Annotated in this window: 15 protein-coding genes; 8 read left to right on the top strand and 7 right to left on the bottom strand. The window is 65.1% G+C overall.

From position 1 onward, the window contains the following. Nucleotides 1-18: 18 nt before the first annotated feature. The 4 genes from rsmA to FFS18_RS01150 form a co-directional block, all read right to left on the bottom strand. Nucleotides 19-858, bottom strand: a complete 840-nt coding sequence (gene rsmA / locus FFS18_RS01165) for a 16S rRNA (adenine(1518)-N(6)/adenine(1519)-N(6))-dimethyltransferase RsmA (RefSeq protein ID WP_249340242.1) — start codon at nt 856-858, stop codon at nt 19-21. Continuing rightward, entirely contained in the window at nt 855-1,874 is a 1,020-nt protein-coding gene (pdxA, locus tag FFS18_RS01160; RefSeq protein ID WP_137869415.1) for a 4-hydroxythreonine-4-phosphate dehydrogenase PdxA, read from the bottom strand. Before pdxA ends, rsmA begins: the two co-directional genes overlap by 4 nt. Then, nucleotides 1,874-3,214: a peptidylprolyl isomerase gene (locus tag FFS18_RS01155; RefSeq protein ID WP_120216781.1), complete on the bottom strand. Its 1,341-nt coding sequence runs from the start codon at nt 3,212-3,214 to the stop codon at nt 1,874-1,876. Before FFS18_RS01155 ends, pdxA begins: the two co-directional genes overlap by 1 nt. Nucleotides 3,215-3,348: 134 nt before the next feature. Then, nucleotides 3,349-5,652: an LPS-assembly protein LptD gene (locus tag FFS18_RS01150; RefSeq protein WP_171005179.1), complete on the bottom strand. Its 2,304-nt coding sequence runs from the start codon at nt 5,650-5,652 to the stop codon at nt 3,349-3,351. 132 nt (nt 5,653-5,784) lie between these two features. Here FFS18_RS01150 and FFS18_RS01145 point away from each other — a divergent pair, with 132 nt between their 5' ends. The 4 genes from FFS18_RS01145 to ndk all read left to right on the top strand — a co-directional run bounded on the left by FFS18_RS01145 (nt 5,785) and on the right by ndk (nt 8,928). Then, on the top strand, nt 5,785-7,254 hold the full coding sequence (locus FFS18_RS01145) for a leucyl aminopeptidase (protein ID WP_137869414.1): 1,470 nt from the start codon (nt 5,785-5,787) through the stop codon (nt 7,252-7,254). A gap of 104 nt (nt 7,255-7,358) precedes the next feature. Then, complete coding sequence (locus tag FFS18_RS01140) at nt 7,359-7,808, top strand: DNA polymerase III subunit chi (protein ID WP_137869413.1); 450 nt, start codon at nt 7,359-7,361, stop codon at nt 7,806-7,808. A 72-nt stretch (nt 7,809-7,880) separates the two neighbouring features. Next, a complete protein-coding gene (locus tag FFS18_RS01135; RefSeq protein ID WP_137869412.1) occupies nt 7,881-8,405 on the top strand; it encodes a hypothetical protein in 525 nt (174 codons plus the stop codon). A 100-nt stretch (nt 8,406-8,505) separates the two neighbouring features. Further along, nucleotides 8,506-8,928 carry a nucleoside-diphosphate kinase gene (ndk, locus tag FFS18_RS01130; protein WP_137869411.1) on the top strand — a complete coding sequence of 141 codons (423 nt, stop codon included), beginning with the start codon at nt 8,506-8,508 and terminating at the stop codon, nt 8,926-8,928. Nucleotides 8,929-8,990: 62 nt separating this feature from the next. On the opposite strand, the gene FFS18_RS01125 is transcribed toward ndk, so the two are convergent. From FFS18_RS01125 to purM, 3 genes are all read right to left on the bottom strand, one after another. After that, nucleotides 8,991-10,097: a hypothetical protein gene (locus tag FFS18_RS01125; protein ID WP_137869410.1), complete on the bottom strand. Its 1,107-nt coding sequence runs from the start codon at nt 10,095-10,097 to the stop codon at nt 8,991-8,993. Nucleotides 10,098-10,220: 123 nt separating this feature from the next. Continuing rightward, on the bottom strand, nt 10,221-11,168 hold the full coding sequence (gene purN, locus FFS18_RS01120) for a phosphoribosylglycinamide formyltransferase (protein WP_137869409.1): 948 nt from the start codon (nt 11,166-11,168) through the stop codon (nt 10,221-10,223). Between the two features lie 141 nt (nt 11,169-11,309). Continuing rightward, entirely contained in the window at nt 11,310-12,416 is a 1,107-nt protein-coding gene (gene purM / locus FFS18_RS01115) for a phosphoribosylformylglycinamidine cyclo-ligase (RefSeq protein ID WP_137869408.1), read from the bottom strand. A gap of 85 nt (nt 12,417-12,501) precedes the next feature. Between purM and FFS18_RS01110 the strand changes: the two genes are divergently transcribed. The 4 genes from FFS18_RS01110 to FFS18_RS01095 are packed head-to-tail and all read left to right on the top strand — an operon-like array spanning nt 12,502 to nt 18,089. After that, the gene (locus FFS18_RS01110) at nt 12,502-13,776 is read left to right on the top strand and encodes a heavy-metal-associated domain-containing protein (protein WP_137869407.1); all 1,275 of its coding nucleotides are present in this window, start codon (nt 12,502-12,504) and stop codon (nt 13,774-13,776) included. Further along, the gene (locus FFS18_RS01105) at nt 13,776-14,435 is read left to right on the top strand and encodes an HdaA/DnaA family protein (protein WP_137869406.1); all 660 of its coding nucleotides are present in this window, start codon (nt 13,776-13,778) and stop codon (nt 14,433-14,435) included. The genes FFS18_RS01110 and FFS18_RS01105 overlap by 1 nt, the downstream gene beginning before the upstream one ends. Continuing rightward, nucleotides 14,426-16,600 carry an RNA degradosome polyphosphate kinase gene (locus FFS18_RS01100; protein WP_137869405.1) on the top strand — a complete coding sequence of 725 codons (2,175 nt, stop codon included), beginning with the start codon at nt 14,426-14,428 and terminating at the stop codon, nt 16,598-16,600. Before FFS18_RS01105 ends, FFS18_RS01100 begins: the two co-directional genes overlap by 10 nt. A 10-nt stretch (nt 16,601-16,610) precedes the next feature. Further along, nucleotides 16,611-18,089 (top strand): Ppx/GppA family phosphatase, encoded by a 1,479-nt coding sequence (locus FFS18_RS01095; RefSeq protein WP_502704162.1) that lies wholly within the window; start codon nt 16,611-16,613, stop codon nt 18,087-18,089. Nucleotides 18,090-18,105 lie beyond the last annotated feature (16 nt).

Below are 18,105 nucleotides of genomic sequence, written 5' to 3'. Positions count from 1 at the left end.
AAGTCGTGGCGACCTATCTTAACCCCCCAGCGTCCGCGCCAGCTCGATCCAGTCGGCGACGCTGACCGTTTCGGCGCGGCGGGTCGGCTCGATCCCGATCGCTTCGGCTGCCGCGACCGCGCCTTCGACACCCTTCAGGCTCTGGCGCAGCATCTTACGCCGCTGGCCGAATCCCTTTTCGGTGAGCTTTGCGAGGCGCTTCGCATCGACCCCCGCCGGTTCGTCGGCGGGCGTCACATGGACGATCGCCGACATCACCTTGGGCGGCGGGGTAAAGGCCGAGCGGTGGACCTTCATCGCAATCTTCGCGTTCGACCGCCACTGCGCGAGCACCGCGAGCCGTCCATAAGCATCGGTCCCGACCGGCGCGACGATGCGCTCGGCGACCTCGAGCTGGAACATCAGGGTGAGCGATCGCCATTGCGGCGGCCATGCGGCGGGTTCGAGCCAGCGGGTGAACAGCGCGGTCCCGACATTGTACGGCAGGTTCGCGACAATATGATAGGGCGCGCCGCCGGTCAGCGCGTCGACGTCGACCGCCATCGCATCGTCGGCAATCACCGTCAGCTGCCCCGGGAACGCCTCGCCCAATTCCGCGAGCAGCGGCAGGCAGCGATCGTCGCGTTCGACCGCGATCACCTTTGCCCCGGCACGGAGCAGGGCGCGCGTCAGGCCACCGGGGCCGGGGCCGACTTCGAATACCGTGGCGCCGTTGAGGTCGCCGGGGATTGCCGCTATGCGGTCGAGCAGTTGCTCGTCGAACAGGAAATTCTGCCCGAGCGCCTTGCTGGCGGAGAGCCCGTGCGCGCGCACCGTTTCACGTAGCGGGGGCAGGTCGGGCGCTGGGCGGGCGGTCACTTCGCTGGCGCGCAGCTGCGCTCGCGCGCTATGGCAAGCGTGGCGGCCATCGCGATCGCGGCAATTGTCGGCCCGGGATCGGCCAGTCCAGTACCGGCGATGTTGAACGCGGTGCCATGGTCGGGCGAGGTCCGAATGATCGGCAGGCCAAGCGTCAGATTGACGCCGTCGTGGAAATGCAGCGCCTTGAATGGTGTCAGCGCCTGGTCGTGATAGGCGCAAAGCAAGGCGTCATAGCGCGCGCGGACGGCTGGCGCGAACAGGCTGTCGGCGGCGAGCGGACCATCGACGATGATGCCCTCCTCGGCCAGCTGTGCCACCGCGGGAATCATGACGCGGTCTTCCTCGCTGCCGAGCTGGCCGCTTTCCCCGGCGTGCGGGTTGAGCCCCGCGAGCGCGATGCGCGGGCTTTCGATGCCGAAATCGCGTTTCAGCCCGCGCGCCACGATCCGCGCCTTGGCGACGATCAGCTCGACCGTCAGCCGCTCGGGCACTTGGGCGAGCGGGATATGGACGGTCAGCGGAACGACGCGGAGGGATTGCCCCGCCAGCATCATCACCGCATTGGTTGCGGTGACGCCGCAGCGTTCGGCGATGAATTCGGTCTGGCCGGGATGGGTGTAGCCGATACCGTGCAGGGCGAATTTCGACACCGAACCGGTGACCAGCGCGGAACTCGCCTGGTTGCGGGTCAGGCCGATGCCGGTCTCGAGCGCGTGCAGCGCGCAGGTTGCGCCCGCGGCGGTCGGTGTGCCGGGGGTCAGCGGGCCGCTGTCTTCCAGGTGCCACACGGGCAGCGCGTCGTCGAACACCCGCTGCACCTCGTCCATGTCGCCGACGCGGGCGATCGGACCGTCCCAAACCGCTTCGATTGCCGCCGAGTCGCCGATCGCGACAAATGCGGGCAGGCCATGTTCGCGGCGCGCGGCCCAGGCGCGGGCGGCCACGTCGGGTCCGACGCCGGCCGGATCACCCATGGTGACCGCGATCGGCTGTCGAAGATCAGGGTAAGCCATTAGCTATATTCGATCACGGCATCCCGGCGGAGATCGCGCAGATAGCGCTGAGCCCGCTTGTTGACCTTTTCTTCGAGCAGGCGCTGTTCGATCTGCTCGATGTTCGGCGCCGTTGCCGTTTGCGGCATGTCGCGGCCGCATAGAACCAGGACGCTGATCCCTTCGTTGGCAGCGCCGAACGGCTGGGTCGTCTGGCCGATCTGCAAATTCACCAGCGTGTTCTGGAGCGGTGCGGGCAACACCCGCATTTCGATATTGTCGCGCGACACCACATTGGCGCCCAATTGCGCGGCAACCGCATCGGCAGCGCCGCAGCCCGCGATATTGCGCGTCGCCTCGGCGAACTGTCCCGCGATTTCCGACGCCCGCGCCTGCGTGGTACCGGCGGGGAAATCGAGCGAGATCTGCTTGAGGCTGAGGATCGCGTCGCGCGGATCGGCGGTCAGCACCTGGCGCCGATCGACCATCAGCATGATCGACACGCCGCCGGGAACCTCGATCGGACCGACCAGCTGGCCCGGCTGCATCGTCGCGGCCGCTTCCGCCATCGACGTGGGCAACTGGCCTGCCTTTACCCAGCCCAGATCGCCGCCGACGACGGCGGTCGATGCTTCGGAAAACTGGCGCGCATAAGCGGCAAAACTGCCGCCCGACTGCAAGGCCTGGATGATCTTGCGGGCATTCTCGACCACCGCAGCAACATTTTCGGGCGGTGCCGACAGATAGATTTCGCCAAGATGGAACTCATCCTGTCCCTTGGCATCGTTCATCCGCTGGACGACCGATTCCACTTCCTCAGTCGAGACGTTCGTGGTCGACTGGATGTTGCGCGACAACAGGCGATCCCAGGCAAATTCGCCGCGGATCTGCTGTTTTACCGCAGCCGCCGACGAACCTTTGGAAGCGAGATAGGTCGAAAACTGCTCGGGCGTCTGCTTGAAGCGCAGCGCGAGCCGCGCGAACTGGTCGTTGACGACATTTTCGTCGATCGTGATGTCCGCTGCCTTGGCTTCCTGAATCTGCAATTTCTCGTCGATCAGGTTGCTGAAAACCTGCTGGCGCAGCCGCTGCAACTCTTCGGGGGGCAGCGCGACATCATTGTTGGCGATCCGGATCAGCGCCATGCGATGTTCGATGTCGGTGGCGGTGATGATCTCACCGTTCACGGTCGCCGACGGGCGATAGACATTGCCCTTGGCATCGCCGAAGATCTGGACGTTGCCCGGAATATTGAGGCTGGTCGTCGGCACTTCATTGTCGCTGACAGTCTGGGCCAACACCGGCGTGATGCCGACGGCGGCCACGGCGATCAGGCTGATCATGGTCGAAAACTTGGTCATCTTTACCCTATTCGAGAAGGTTTGGACGCTCCGTATCAGCGGATACGCCCGATGGTCCAGCGCAATCCGCCATCCGGACGTGTTTCGAACCCGCCTTTAGGTCGGGCACGCTGAACCTACGCTGAGCGACGCGTTCAGAACCCGAGGTTGCGGAAAGCAATGCGGAACGAGAAGCTGTTGCCGCGCCGGGCGTCGCCGGTATCGGCATAGTCGCGGCGCCAGGTCAGCGCGATCGACAGGCAATCGTCGTCATAGGCCACCCCCAGCCGGTGGCGAATCGGTTCGAACCCGTCGGCGGTACTCAAGGGATCGTCGCTTCGCTTGGTCAGATCGACGATCGCCGAACCAAAGACCGACCAATATTGTGCCACCTTGACCCGTCCGCCGACGCGCGCTTCCTCGCGGTCCTGGAAATCTTCGCCGAGCAACAGGATGTCGCGGTTGAGTCGCGAATAACCGAGTACCGCATAGGTCGACCGGCTGCCGATCGTCGCGTCGAATTCGTTGCGGCGGATGGCCAGATTATCCTTGTCGAGCCGGTAGCGGTGGGTGAGGCGCAAGAAGTCGCGATAGGCGATCGTCGTCCGCCCGACGACGTCCGACGTGCGGCTGGTCAGTCCGGTCCCGTCGGGGAACAGCGCGGGCTTGTCCGACAGGCGATAGCTTTGCCCGACGCTGCTGCTGATGTTGAAGCCCGGGCGGCTGAAATTCCATTCGACACCATAGGTGATGCGCGCGCCATCCTCGAACCGGTCATAGCCGTTGAAGCGGTTGGTCGCGAACAGGTTGCTGTCTTCCAGATCAAAGGCGCGGGCATCCTCGTTGGGGATGTCGATATTTTCGATCGGCGGGGTGGCGACGATCTGGACGCGCGGAGTCAGCGTCTGGGTGCCGCCTGCAAACTCCCCGACAAAGGGCCAGCGCATGTCGGCGGCGACCGCCGCGATGCCGCGCGCCTGCCAGCCCGACTTGCCGCGATAGCCGGGGATCGCAGTCAGCAGATTTTCATCGCTGTGATAGACATCGCCGCGCACCAGTGCGGTCAAGGTGACTTCCTGCCCCAGCCGCGTCAGGCCGCGCAAATCCCAGCGTGCACCCGCGAAGGCGCGCTGCGTATCCTGTCCCGCGGTGCGCCCGATCGCCAGCGTGTTCAGCTGCAACTCGACCTGGCCGCCCAGCACCGGATCGGCAAAACGCTGGCGGTAATCGATGATCGGCAGCGCAATGGGTTGCTGCCCCTGGCTGTCGTTGGCGCGCAGCGTCTGCGTCGCCCAACCCGCGATCGAGAGGTAGGAATTGCCGCCGATCCGCTCGAGCTCGAAGGTCGAGCGCAGCCGGTCGTCGCGGCTGATGTCGTAGCGGCGCATGAACGTCCGGTCGGTCGCGATGCGGCCCGAATAGCTGAAGCTCCAGCGCGGGTCGAACTGGAACTTGCCGGCGCTTTCAAGGTAACCGCGAAAGCGTTTGCGGCTGTCGGGGTCCTCACCGGTGAGCGGGACCAAGGAGCTGTAGGTCGCAAAGCCGTTGATGCGGAACGAACCAATGTCGGTCAGCGCGCGGAATTCGCCTTCCAGCATCGGTGCGGCGCCGGTGTAGAGGTGCGGGGTGATGGTGATGTCGCGGTCGGGTGCCAGGCGCAGGTAATAAGGCACTGCAATTTCGAAGCCGTTGCTGCGGTCGAGCCGGATCTCGGGTACCAAAATGCCGCTGCCAGCCTCGCTGTTCGCCGGATGGCTCAGCCCGGGAAGCGGGATCAGCGGCAGGCCGAAAATCTCGACCCGCGCGCCCTTGTAGCGGACCTTGTTGTTCGCTCGGTCATAGGTCACCCGGACAGCGCGGATCTGCCAGCTCGGGTTCTTGGGGCAACCGTCGGCATCTTCGACCGGGCAGGCCGTGTAGACGGCATTCTCCAGCTGAATATTGCCGTTCTCGAACCGCGTGCCCTTGACCGCGGCCAACCGCGAGCCGTTGTCGAGGACAACGAGCAGGTTTTCGACGACGCCGTCGCGCAAACTATCGGTCAGCTCGATCCGGTCGCCATACGCAATGTCGCCCTCGGGATTCTTGATTGCGACATTGCCCTCGGCGAACACCTGGCCCGTCTTGCGATTCCACGTCACCTTGTCGGCGCGCATCGAAATCGCTTCGCGGTTCATCGCGACATTGCCCTCGGCCACGACGACTTCGGTATCGCTGTCGTAATTCAGGCTGTCGGCGGCAAAACCGACCTGATCGTCGGCGGCGACCGCCGGGGCGTCGGAGGTGACCGGCGCAATATCGGGGGTCTGAAGATCGGGCTCGCCAGCAATTTCCTGCGCGGGACGCGAATCGCCGATCTGCTGTCCCGCCGCAGGGCTGGCGAGCAGCGCAAATCCACTCGCGGTGGCCAGCCACAGCCGCTGCGATCGGTGCGCGCTTTGGAACAAAGTCCAGCTCATTTAATCACTTTGTCCCACTTGATCGATCGCGTCCGCCCGGGTTGGACCGGCTGCTTTGTTTTTGCAACTCGCAAGCGAAACCCCTATCGGTCCCGCACGTTGCAATCAATCTTCGCATAAGAGAGTTACCGAATGGACATTCACTTTGTCGCGCAAATCGATGCGTCTGCCGACGTCGTCGCGTTTCCGGTCTGCAAGGGCGAGCTGAACGCCTTCGTCCAGGCACTGGGCGAGCCGCACGGTGCGTTGCTGGGTGGCGCCGCGGCACAGGCGCGGTTCGAGGGCGCGGCGGGCGGGATTGCCGAAACCGCCGCGGTCGATGGCGGGCGCGTGCTGCGCCTGCTGCTCGTCGGGATCGGCGAAGGGTCGGTGCACGACCTCGAGCGTGCGGGCGGGGCGTTGACCGCGCGCTTGCAGACCAGCGGCGCCGCGGCGGTCCATGTCGATTTTGCAAGCGCGGGCGCAGTCGATGAAGAGGATGTGCTGGCGTTCGCCATGGGCGCAAGGCTGCGGAACTGGCGGATCGACACTTATCGCACGCGGCTTGCCGACAACGCAAAGCCCAGCCTCAAGTCGTTGACCATCGCGTCGCCGCACCGCGACCTGGCGGCACGCTGGGCGGAGAACGCAGCCATCGCCGATGGTGTCGCCCTGACCCAGACGCTCGTCGCCGAACCGCCGAATATCCTCTATCCCGAAAGCTTCGTCGAACGCTGCCAGCATCTTGCCGAGCTTGGCGTCGAAATCGAGGTGCTCGACGAACGCCAGATGCAGGCGCTCGGTATGGGCGCGCTGCTCGGCGTCGCGCAGGGCTCGACCCGTCCGCCGCGGCTGCTCGCGATGCGCTGGAACGGGGGCAAGGACGGCGACAAGCCGGTGGTATTCATCGGCAAGGGCGTGACCTTCGATACCGGCGGGATCAGCCTGAAGCCCGGCCCCGGCATGGACATGATGAAATGGGACATGGGCGGCGCGGGTGCCGTCGCAGGCGCGATGAAGGCAATTGCGGGCCGCAAGGCCAAGGCGAATGTCGTGGGCGTGGTCGGACTCGTCGAAAACATGCCCGACGGCAATGCGATGCGCCCCGGCGACATTGTCTCGACGATGTCGGGCCAGACGGTCGAAGTACTCAACACCGACGCCGAGGGGCGGCTGGTGCTGTGCGACGCGATCACCTGGGCACAGAAGATGTATTCGCCGAAGGTCATTGTCGATCTCGCGACGCTGACCGGCGCCATGGTGATCTCGCTCGGGCATGAATATGCGGGCATCTTTGCCAATGACGACGCGCTTGCGGACAAACTGATCGCCGCAGGCGAGACGAGCAATAACAAGCTGTGGCGCTTTCCCCTCTCGGCGGCTTATGACAAGCTGATCGACAGCCCGATCGCCGACATGAAAAATATCGGCCCGCGCGAGGGCGGTTCGATCACCGCGGCGCAGTTCCTGAAACGCTTCGTCGACGAGGGCGTCGCCTGGGCGCACCTCGACATCGCCGGTACGGCCTGGTCGGACAAGGATGGGCCGGTGTGGGCCAAGGGCGCGACGGGTTACGGGGTGCGTCTGCTCGACCGGTACATTGCCGAGAACCACGAGGGTTGATCGATGGGTAACTACCGTAGCCCTGAATTTGTCGAAGGGCGCTTTTCAGATGGGCACCCTTCGACAGGCTCAGGGTTTCGGTGAGAGGCTAAGCGGAGAATTACGTGCCGCGCGTCGACTTCTACCGGCTGACCCGCGATCCGGTTGAACGGGTTCTCCCCGCTATCGCGGCGCGCGTTTTGGCGAACGGCGACCGCTTGCTGGTGGTTGCCGCGTCTGCGATGCAGCGGCAGTCGATCGATGACGCGCTGTGGACGTTGCAGCCTGCCAGCTTCCTGCCGCATGGCCACGCCGGCTCGCCCGACGCGGCAATCGAGCCGATCCTGATTTCCGGCACATTCGACGCCGCGGTCGCCAATGGCGCGACGCATGTCGCGCTCGCCGACGGCGAATGGCGCGACGAGGCGCTGGGGTTCGACCGCAGCTTTCTGATGTTCGACAACAGCCGCATCGACGACGCTCGTACACTCTGGCGCACGCTTGCCGCGCGCGACGACATCGATAATCGCTTCTGGAAACAGGACGAAAACGGCCGCTGGTCGGAGGGGCCGTGAGTGTGACGAGGGTCACCGCGCGATTGCGCGCGCGGTGGCACGCATCAGGATAATCAGCAACGGGAGCCGATCATGACCAGAATTTCCGTTATCGCCCTGGCGGCCAGCGCGCTGCTCCTTGCCGCTTGCGGTTCGAAATCGGAGTCCGAAGTTGCCAGCGGCACTTACACCGATCCGGAAACCGGGCAGACCGCCGATTATAAGATTACCAGCAGCGACGACGGCGAGAGCGGCAAGGTCAGCATCGAGACCGAAGACGGCGAGATGGTGTTCGGCGGCGGCGCGGGCAATGCCAAGCTCCCGGCGGGCTTTGCCCCCTATCCAGGCTCGAAGATGACCGGGGGTTTTTCGGCCAGCGGCACCGAGGGCACCGGCGGGATGGCCAGTTTCGAGGTTGATGCCAAGGCCACCGATGTCATCGCGCATTTCCGCAAACAGGCCGAAGCGGCGGGCATGAAGGTCACCAGCGAGATCAAGAGCGGCGATACCATGATCATCGGTGCCGAAAAATCCGGCGACGGCCAGGGCGGGGTGCAGATCACGGCCACGCAAACGGGATCGCAGGTGAACGGCACCATCACGCACGGCGGCGGCTGACGCGCGCCCGTACGGGGTACACTCTCCGACCTTGCGGCGGCGCGAAAGCGCGGCTAGAGGCGCGCGCATCGCAAACCATAACAAAGCAGGAGCTTCCCCCATGGCGGTCACTCGCACCTTTTCGATCATCAAGCCCGACGCCACGCGCCGCAACCTGACCGGCGCCGTCACCAAGATGCTGGAAGACGCCGGCCTGCGCGTCGTCGCGTCGAAGCGCATCCACATGAGCCGCGAACAGGCCGAGGGCTTCTATGCCGTCCACAAGGAACGCCCCTTCTTCGGCGAACTCGTCGACTTCATGATCAGCGGCCCGGTCGTCGTCCAGGTTCTGGAAGGTGAAGACGCAATGCAGCGCAACCGCGACATCATGGGCGCCACCAACCCCAAGGACGCCGCACCCGGCACGATCCGCAAGGAACTCGCCGAAAGCATCGAAGCGAACACGGTGCACGGTTCGGACAGCGACGAAAACGCCGCGATCGAAATCGCGTACTTCTTCAAGCCCGAAGAAATCGTCGGGTAAACCGGCCCGCGGTTCGCATTTTTGAAGAGGCCCGCGGCATCACGCCGCGGGCCTCTTCATTTTCAACGGCCGATCTGGTTTAATGTCGCCCGTCGGCAATTGTCCCCGCTGATCGCGAAATCTACCAGCCTTAGTCCCGGTTTCGAACCGCCTGGCGCCATGAACAGCGTCAACGCACAATATTCGAAATCGCCGACCTCATACTCGATATCGCCCGTTTCCAGCTGCTGGACGATCAGCTGGCGCGTGTCGTAGCTCGATTCATAATCGAACGCCTGCGTTCCCCCGACCTGGCGAACCGCGGCGGGCCGACCCCAGAATTTGATGACCTCGGCCTCGGTCCAGCCTGCCATGCTGCCGAAGATTGCTTGCTGCAACCGCGTTTTACTCCTGAAATTGGGACGGATGCGCGCCATGAAATCGCGCTCGCCGGTCTGGTCGGCCAGCGCCGCCTCGCCCATCGCAACATAACCGGCGAGCTGGCTTTTCAGATTGGCCATCATCTCGTCGACCTTTTGCTTCATCGCGCGCACTTCGGCCTCCGATTGCGGACGGAGCGGCGGCGGGGTGGCGTCGGTCCAGAAGGTCGACCAGGTCAACTCTTCAATCGGCGCCGTCATTACGAAATTGCCGATAGGCAACAGCCCAAGCTCGATCATCGGATCGTAGGATTTGTCGCGGGCCGCCTTTGCCGTTGCCGCAACGATTGCTTGGCGGTCGCAAGCGATGGCGTTGACGCGGCTTAGCCATCCGTCCGGCGGCACGTCGAACCAGCCGGTTCCCTGGCTTGAAAAATCCGTTCGATGGTCGCGGAAAATCGAATCGATTGTCGCGATCTGCATCCGGCGCCGCGCGCAATCGGCGGCGACGCGATAATTGCTGTACCGCGGCTTTGCAGCCGATTCAAACACCTGCATCACCTCGACAAAGGCCACTTCGGTATTTTCGAACGGCAGCGGCGGCAAATTGTCGCGCCGTGGCGGCTGACCCGGAACGGGAACACCGGTCAGCGATGCATCATTGCGTAGCGTGACATCGCTATAGTCGGCGTAATAGATTGCACGATCACCCTTCGTTTCGACGCTGTCGATCATCGCCCATTCGGCGGCCTGTACTGGGGTGCCCTGCAGCGCCGCGAAAATCATGATGGGGACGAACGCTATGCGCATGGACGGGGAGGCTCTCACCGTTGAGAAGAGCCTGAACCTAGATCGTCGTGAAGCGCGCTCAATCACCGATAAGCACTGGTACTCCGCCCGTGGCTGCAAAGGGACCGGCCCATGATGCTAGTGCTAGAACTCGTCAGCCGCGCCCATCAACCCCGCCAACTTCTTCGGAGCCACCGCGAGCCAGCTCTTGCGCAGCCATTCGCCGATCGCGTCCCAGTCGGTGTCGCCAAGGTCGAGGCGGATGCCGACCCAGCCGTCGCCGAAGTAGGCGGGGCGGTAATAGCGATCTTCGTCGAGCTCGATCAGCTGTGCCTGTTCGTCGGCGCCGCTGATCTTCACCAGCAGCGCGATCTTGCCGTCGCCATGATGATCTTCGGTGAAATAGGCGAATTTCTTGCCCTTCACGATCCCGAAGCAGGGCATGCCGTGGGATAAAACTTCGTCCGCCTCGGGCAATGCCATCGCCAAATCGCGCACGCGGGCGCGCAGATAGTCGGGCGATCGTTCGCGCGTGACGAAGGCGGCAAGGGTCGGCGGATAGAGCTGATGCTCGGCAATCCGTACGCGTGCGGCAAGGGTTTCGAAGGTGTCGCCGGGCAAGATCGCGACCGGCGTCTGCGCCAGCACCGGGCCGTCATCGACCCCGGGGGTGACGATGTGGACGCTGCACCCGCCAAATTTGTCGCCCGCGTCGATCGCTCGCTGGTGGGTGTCGAGTCCCTTGTAGCGCGGCAGCAGGCTGGGGTGGATGTTGAGCATCTTGCCCTGCCAGCGCGCGACGAAATCGTCGCTCAGGATGCGCATATAGCCCGCGAGCGCGACAAAGTCGGCCTTGGCTTTGCGCAGTTCGGTGTCGACAAGCGCGTCGAAGGCGTCGCGGGCCATGCCCTTGTGCGGATGCGCCCAGGTCGCGACGCCCTCGGCTTCGGCAATCTTGAGTCCCGGCGCGTCGGGGTCGTTGCTGCCGACCAGCACCAGCTCATAAGGGCAGTCTTCGGCTTTTGCCGCATAAAGCAGCGCCGCCATATTGGTGCCTGCGCCCGAAATCAGGACGGCGACTCTGGCTTTCACGCCAATCCTCCCTGCGCGAAGCGTGGGGAGGGGGACCGCGCCCAAAGGGCGTGGTGGAGAGGCGAAAACGCCGCGCTACCGGCCCCTCCGTCAGCCCCTGCGGGGCTGCCACCTCCCCATTGCTGCGCAACAGGGAGGATATTATCCATTATGCGTCGCGCTCCATGCCCCCATCGCGCTCCACGTCTCGGCGCTGCCGGTGACGGTGCAGCCTTTTTCGCCCTCGGCGATATGCCCGATCCGGTGGACCGTCTCGCCCGCGGCTTCCAGCGCTGCGGTCACCTCGGCAACATCGTCCTCGCCAACGACCACCGCCATACCGACCCCGCAATTGAACGTCCGCGCCATTTCCTCGGGCTCGATATTCCCCTGCGCCTGCAGAAACGCCATCAATCGCGGCTGGTCCCACGCATCGGCATCGACATGCGCGTGCAGCGTCTTGGGCAGCACACGCGGGATATTCTCGAGCAGGCCGCCGCCAGTGATATGCGCCAGCGCGTGGATCTTGCCGGTCTTTACCAGCGGGAGCAGGCTCTTCACATAGATGCGCGTCGGCGCCATCAGCGCGTCGATCAGCAGGATATTCTGGTCGAACAGGGCAGGGCGGTCGAGTTTCCACCCCTTGTCGGTTGCCAATCGGCGTACGAGCGAAAAGCCGTTCGAATGGACCCCCGACGACGCGAGTCCGAGGATGACGTCGCCCGCGGCCACCTTGTCGGCGGTCAGCACCTGGTCGCGCTCGACCGCGCCGACGCAGAAACCGGCGAGATCGTAATCGCCGTCCGAATACATCCCCGGCATTTCGGCGGTCTCGCCGCCGATCAGTGCGCAGCCAGCCTGCTTGCAGCCCTCGGCGATGCTCGCGACGACTTCGGTCGCAACATCGTTGTCGAGCTTGCCGGTCGCATAATAATCGAGGAAAAACAGCGGCTCGGCGCCCTGCACGATCAGGTCGTTCGCGCACATGGCGACGAGGTCGATCCCGACCCCGTCATGCTTGCCCGATTCGATCGCAAGCTTGAGCTTGGTTCCCACGCCGTCGTTCGCGGCGACGAGCAGGGGGTCGTTGAACCCCGCGGCCTTCAGGTCGAAGAAGCCGCCAAAACCGCCAAGGTCGGCATCGGCGCCGGGACGGCGCGTCGCGCGGGCGAGCGGGGCAATGGCACGGACCAGCGCGTTGCCGGTTTCGATCGATACGCCGGCCTGCGCATATGTGTAGGAGGCGGGTGAGTTGTGCTTGGAATCCATGGCCAGCGCGACTAACGACTCTGGCCACGAAATGCCATGATTTCCTTGTCCGGGGCCACGCTTTTGGGCAGAGCATAGAGAAGATATGACTTCGGCTGCCATTCCCCGCTTCGCCCCGAGCCTTTTCCCTCGCTCGCTGGCGCCCCGTGACTGGCGCTGGGCGGCGCTTGTCGGCCTGTTTTTCGCGATTTTGCTCGCTGGCATCGTCGACGGCCAGATCACGCGCGGCAATCGCGGCATCACTCCGATCAACAGCAGCGGCGATTTCCTTGCCAGCGGGATCCTCGTCGACGTCACCGGCGACAATGCCGACGATGCGCGCACCAAGGGCTGGCGCGAGGCGCAGCGCAAGGGCTGGGCGCAGCTCTATCGCAAATTGAACGGCAGCGACGGTCCCGCGCTCGGCGATTCGGTGCTCGACGGCATCGTCACCGCGATCGTTGTCGAGGAAGAACAGATCGGCCCGCGCCGCTACGTCGCGCGCCTTGGCATCCAGTTTGACCGCGTCCGCGCGGGTCAGATTTTGGGGGTCAGCGGCCGCACGCTCCGCTCGCCGCCCTTGCTCGTCATCCCCGTCTATTCGATCGACGGCATCCCGCAGGTGTTCGAACAGCGCAGCGCCTGGCAGCGCGCCTGGGCCGAATATAATACGGGCCAAAGCGCGATCGACTATGTCCGTACCGCGGGCACCGGCGCCGACACGCTGCTGATCAACGCAGGGCAGACGGGGCGTCGCGGCCGCGTCTGGTGGCGCGTGATCCTCGACCAATATGGCGCCGCCGACGTGCTGACGCCGATCGCACGCGTCGAATATTCCTGGCCCGGCGGCCCGATCAAAGGCACTTTCACCGCGCGCTTCGGTCCCGACAGCAAGCTGATTTCCAGCTTCACGATGACAGGGCCCAGCCCCGCGGCGCTGCCCGACATGATGGAAAAGGCGGTCGCCCGCATGGACCGCATCTATATCGACGCACTCGCCGCAGGCGTGCTTCGGACCGACACCTATCTTGTGCTCGAAAAGCCCTTCGAACGCGAAGATTTGCCCGAAGAGACGCTCGCCACCGACGAAGATGCGCTGCCCGCCGAAACCGACAGCAGCGTGCCGGTGACCGCCGCCGCCGGGGTGCAAAGCTTCACCGTCCAGTATAGTTCGCCCGACGTCGATTCGGTCACCGCGACCGAACGCGCGGTCGCAGGCGTCGCGGGGGTCCAGTCGGCGTCGACGACCAGCCTCGCGCTCGGTGGCACCTCGGTCATGCGCGTGACCTTCCGCGGCGACCTCGCCGCGCTCCGCGCCGCGCTCGCCGCGCGCGGCTTTACGGTGCAGGAGGGCGGCGGCCAGCTGCGGATCAGCCGCTGATGGCGCGCAAAGGCTCCGGTCAAATCGCCCTGCCGCTGGATTGGAGCGCAGGGGGCGCCAACGATGGCCCGCTGATTGTCGGGGCCAGCAACGCCGATGCGGTGCGCTATTTGCGCCATGTGGCGACCTGGCCCGTCCGCACCGCGGTGCTCACCGGCCCGCATGGTTCGGGGCGCAGCCTGATGGGGCGCCTGTTCGCCGCCGACACCGGCGGGCGCGTGATCGACGGCCAAGACAGCGTGTCGGAAGAGGAAATCTTCCACGCGTGGAACGCCGCGCAGGCGAGCGGCACGCCGCTGCTGATCATCGCCGACGCGCCGCCCGCCGCATGGAATATTGCCTTGCCCGACCTCCGCTCGCGCCTCGCGGCGGTGCCGGTGCTGACGATCGGCGATCCCGACGATTGCCTTGCGCGCGACCTGATTGAGGCGCTTTTTGCGCAGCGCGGGATGGCCTTGGCGCCCGGCGTCGCCTCCTATATCGTGCCGCGAATGGAACGCAGCTATGCGATGATCCACCGCGTCGTCGCGGCACTCGATGCGGCCTCGCTCGAAAAGGGCGGCGGCATCGGCATTCGTCTTACGCGTGAAACATTACTGTCACAGGGGCTCATCGATCCCGATTTGCTCGAAAGACAGGATGACGCGACATGTCGATAGCTGGCAGCCCCTTACGCGCCGATAATGACGCCGACACCGCGGCGACGCCGCCGCGCTTCGGCTCCGAACGCTTCTTCAACCGCGAACTGTCGTGGCTCGCCTTCAACCGGCGAGTGATGGAGGAAGCGCGCAACCCCGCGCACCCGCTGCTCGAACGCCTCCGCTTCCTGTCGATTTCGGGCAGCAATCTCGACGAATTCTTCATGGTTCGCGTCGCGGGGCTGAAGGGGCAGCAGCTTCAGGGCATCGACGACCCGTCGGCGGATGGCCGCTCGCCGGGGCAACAGCTCGCCGAGATCGAGGCCGAGGTCCACCGCCTCGTCGACCAGCAGCAGAGCGAATGGCAATTGCTCCATCGCCAGCTCGCCGAACAGGGCATTGTCGTCCACGGCGCGGGGTCGAACAAGGAAGCGTTGCGCACCGCGCTGCGCCAATATTTCATCGACCAGATTTTCCCGATCCTGACGCCGCAGGTGCTCGACCCGGCGCATCCCTTTCCCTTCATCCCCAACCGCGGCCTTGGGGTCATTTTCGACCTTCAGCACAAGGCGAGCGGCGACACGCTCCGCGAACTGGTGATGATTCCCGCCTCGCTGCCGCGGTTCGTGCCGGTGCCTGGGCAGGCGACCAGCTTCGTCCCGATCGAATTTCTGATCGAATTGTTCGGCGACCTCCTGTTTCCGGGGTTTGCGATCCGCTCATTGGGCGTGTTCCGCATCATCCGCGACAGCGACATCGAGCTGGAGGAAGAGGCCGAGGATCTCGTCCGCCTCTTCCGCACCGCGATTCGCCGCCGTCGCCGCGGTCGCGTGATCCTGATGGAGCTGGAAGCCGACATGCCCGCCGAAATCGCGGCGCTGCTCAATGCCGACATTCAGGGGCATGAGGCGATCGTTGCCAAGATCGGCGGCTTCATCGGGCTCGCGGCGCTGTCGGCGCTCGTCGACGTCGATCGTCCCGACCTCAAATTCCCGGCCTATTCGCCGCGTTTTCCCGAACGCATCCGCGAACATGGCGGCGATTGTTTCGCGGCGATCCGCTCGAAGGACATCGTCGTCCATCACCCCTATGAAAGCTTCGATGTCGTGCTGTCCTTCCTGCGGCAGGCGGCCGCCGATCCCGACGTCGTCGCGATCAAGCAGACGCTCTACCGCGCGGGCAACCAGTCGCCGGTCATCCGCGCGCTGATCGAGGCGGCCGAGGCGGGCAAATCGGTGACCGCGGTTGTCGAACTCAAGGCGCGTTTCGACGAGGAGCAGAATCTGCTCTGGGCGAACCAGCTCGAACGTGCTGGGGTGCAGGTCGTTTACGGCTTCATCGAATGGAAGACGCACGCCAAGATTTCGATGGTCGTGCGCCGCGAAGGGCAGGGGTATCGGACCTATTGCCACTTCGGCACGGGCAATTATCACCCGGTCACCGCGCGTATCTATACCGACTTGAGCTTCTTTACCGCCGATCCGCGCGCGGGGCGCGATGCGGCGCAGCTCTTCAACTATATCACCGGCTATGTCGAACCCGAACGGCTCGACCTCATCACCATGTCGCCGCTCAACATGCGCCAGCATCTCAGCGAGCTGATCGACGCCGAAATCGCGGCGGCGAAGGCGGGGGCGCCATCGGGGGTCTGGGCCAAGATGAACAGCCTCGTCGATCCCGACATCATCGACAAGCTCTACGAGGCGAGTTCTGCGGGGGTGCCGGTCGAGCTCATCGTGCGCGGTATCTGCTGTCTGCGGCCGGGGGTCGAGGGGCTTTCGGAAACGATCCGCGTCAAATCGGTCGTCGGCCGCTTCCTCGAACATAGCCGCGTGTGGGCCTTCGCCAACGACGCGCCGCTGCCGCACCGCACGGCGAAGCTCTACATCAGCAGCGCCGACTGGATGCCGCGCAATTTTGACCGCCGCGTCGAATATATGATCCCGATCGACAATCCGACGGTGCACGACCAGATCCTCGATCAGGTGCTTGTCGCCAATCTGATCGACAATGAACAAAGCTGGGTGCTGCAACCCGACGGCATCTATGTGCGAACCGCGTCCGGCGACAAGCCCTTTAACCTGCATCATTATTTCATGAACAACCCGTCCCTGTCGGGTCGCGGGACGGCGCTGCACAAGCGTCAGGACGTCCCGACGCTCGCTTTCACGATGCGCGAAGTCTGACGCCTTGGGATTGCTGCGCGCCTCGAAGTCGGCGGTTCACCGTTCGGCCGTGATCGACATCGGTTCGAACTCGGTTCGCCTCGTCGTCTATGAAGGACCGTCGCGCGCGCCCGCGGTGATCTTTAACGAAAAGGTCGCCGCTGGGCTCGGCCGCGGGCTGGCAGTCGACGGACGGATTGCCAGCGAGGATGCGATGCGCGGGCTCATGGCGCTCCGCCGCTATGCGTTGCTCGCCAAACATATGGAGGTCAAAAGCCTGCTGTGCGTGGCCACCGCAGCCGTGCGCGACGCCGAGAACGGACCCGAATTCATCGCCAGCGCCGCCGATGCCGGGCTGGCGATCCGGCTGCTGTCGGGCGAGGAAGAGGCTGAAGCCGCGGGTTATGGCGTGCTGTCGGCGATCCCCGACGCGCATGGTATCGCGGTCGACCTTGGCGGCGGCAGCCTCGAACTGGCCGAGGTCGCGGATGGACAGGTCGGGCGCCGCGCGTCTTTTCCGCTCGGCGTGCTGCGCCTGCCCGCGCTGCGCAAGCAGGGGCAACAGGCGTTCGAGCGCGCCGTCCGCAAGATGCTGCGCGGCGCCGGCTGGCCCGACGGGATGTCGGGACTGCCCCTCTATCTGGTCGGCGGGTCGTGGCGCGCGCTGTCGCGACTCGATCTCGAATTGACGCAAGACCCGCTCGCGGTGCTCGACCAGCACAGCCTGCCGCGGTCGGCGCTGCGCCGTCTGGTGCGAGCAACCAACCGCCTGAGCTTCGAGGAGTTGCGCGCCATCCCCGGGATGGCGTCGAACCGCGCCGCGGCGCTGCCCGATGCGGCGGCGTTGCTCGCGGCGCTCGTGAACATCCTCGACGTTCCCGAAATGACGGTGTCGTCATCGGGGCTGCGCGAAGGGCTGCTCTATCAGGCGCTCGACGCCGAAACGCGCGCGCAGGACCCGCTGATCGTCGCCGCCGAATTCGAAGGCCGACGCCTCGCGCGCTTTGCGCCGCACGGGCGCGCCATCACCGAATGGATCGCGCCGCTGTTTGCCGGCGAAGCGCCCGCCGACAGCCGCGTCCGGCTCGCCGCCAGCCTGCTCAGCGACGTCGCCTGGTCGGCCAACCCCGACTTCCGCGCTGAACGCGGCACCGAAATCGGGCTGCACGGCAATTGGCGCGGCATCGACATTCCGGGGCGGATCCTGCTCGCGCGCGCGCTGCACGCGGGGTTCGGCGGTGCCGACAGCGATTTCCCCGACATGGGCAGGCTCGTCACCGCTGACCGGCTGGCGCGCGCGCGGCAATGGGGGCTGGCGATCCGGCTGGCACAGCGACTGACCGGCGGGGTCGAGGCGCCGCTGAAGGCCAGCCACATCGCGCTGATCGACGGCAAGCTGCGGCTCAGCCTCGATCATGGTTGGCATCATCTGGCGGGCGAGTCGGTCGAGCGCCGCCTGCGCTCGCTGGCGCATGCGCTGGATGCCAAGGCCGAGCTGGTGATGCTTTGATATGCCGTCGCCCCCG

This window comes from Sphingopyxis sp. 2PD, from assembly GCF_005503695.1.
Taxonomy (GTDB): domain Bacteria; phylum Pseudomonadota; class Alphaproteobacteria; order Sphingomonadales; family Sphingomonadaceae; genus Sphingopyxis.
The sequence above is the reverse complement of the archived record's forward strand: the minus strand, read 5'-3'. Positions and strand labels throughout refer to the sequence as shown.

Bases quoted from the DNA above. Each gene is read 5' to 3' on its own strand.
- pdxA (WP_137869415.1), bottom strand. From the start codon at position 1,874: ATGGCTTACCCTGATCTTCGACAGCCGATCGCGGTCACCATGGGTGAT.
- FFS18_RS01155 (WP_120216781.1), bottom strand. From the start codon at position 3,214: ATGACCAAGTTTTCGACCATGATCAGCCTGATCGCCGTGGCCGCCGTC.
- FFS18_RS01150 (WP_171005179.1), bottom strand. From the start codon at position 5,652: ATGAGCTGGACTTTGTTCCAAAGCGCGCACCGATCGCAGCGGCTGTGG.
- FFS18_RS01145 (WP_137869414.1), top strand. From the start codon at position 5,785: ATGGACATTCACTTTGTCGCGCAAATCGATGCGTCTGCCGACGTCGTC.
- FFS18_RS01135 (WP_137869412.1), top strand. From the start codon at position 7,881: ATGACCAGAATTTCCGTTATCGCCCTGGCGGCCAGCGCGCTGCTCCTT.
- ndk (WP_137869411.1), top strand. From the start codon at position 8,506: ATGGCGGTCACTCGCACCTTTTCGATCATCAAGCCCGACGCCACGCGC.
- FFS18_RS01125 (WP_137869410.1), bottom strand. From the start codon at position 10,097: ATGCGCATAGCGTTCGTCCCCATCATGATTTTCGCGGCGCTGCAGGGC.
- purM (WP_137869408.1), bottom strand. From the start codon at position 12,416: ATGGATTCCAAGCACAACTCACCCGCCTCCTACACATATGCGCAGGCC.
- FFS18_RS01110 (WP_137869407.1), top strand. From the start codon at position 12,502: ATGACTTCGGCTGCCATTCCCCGCTTCGCCCCGAGCCTTTTCCCTCGC.
- FFS18_RS01105 (WP_137869406.1), top strand. From the start codon at position 13,776: ATGGCGCGCAAAGGCTCCGGTCAAATCGCCCTGCCGCTGGATTGGAGC.
- FFS18_RS01100 (WP_137869405.1), top strand. From the start codon at position 14,426: ATGTCGATAGCTGGCAGCCCCTTACGCGCCGATAATGACGCCGACACC.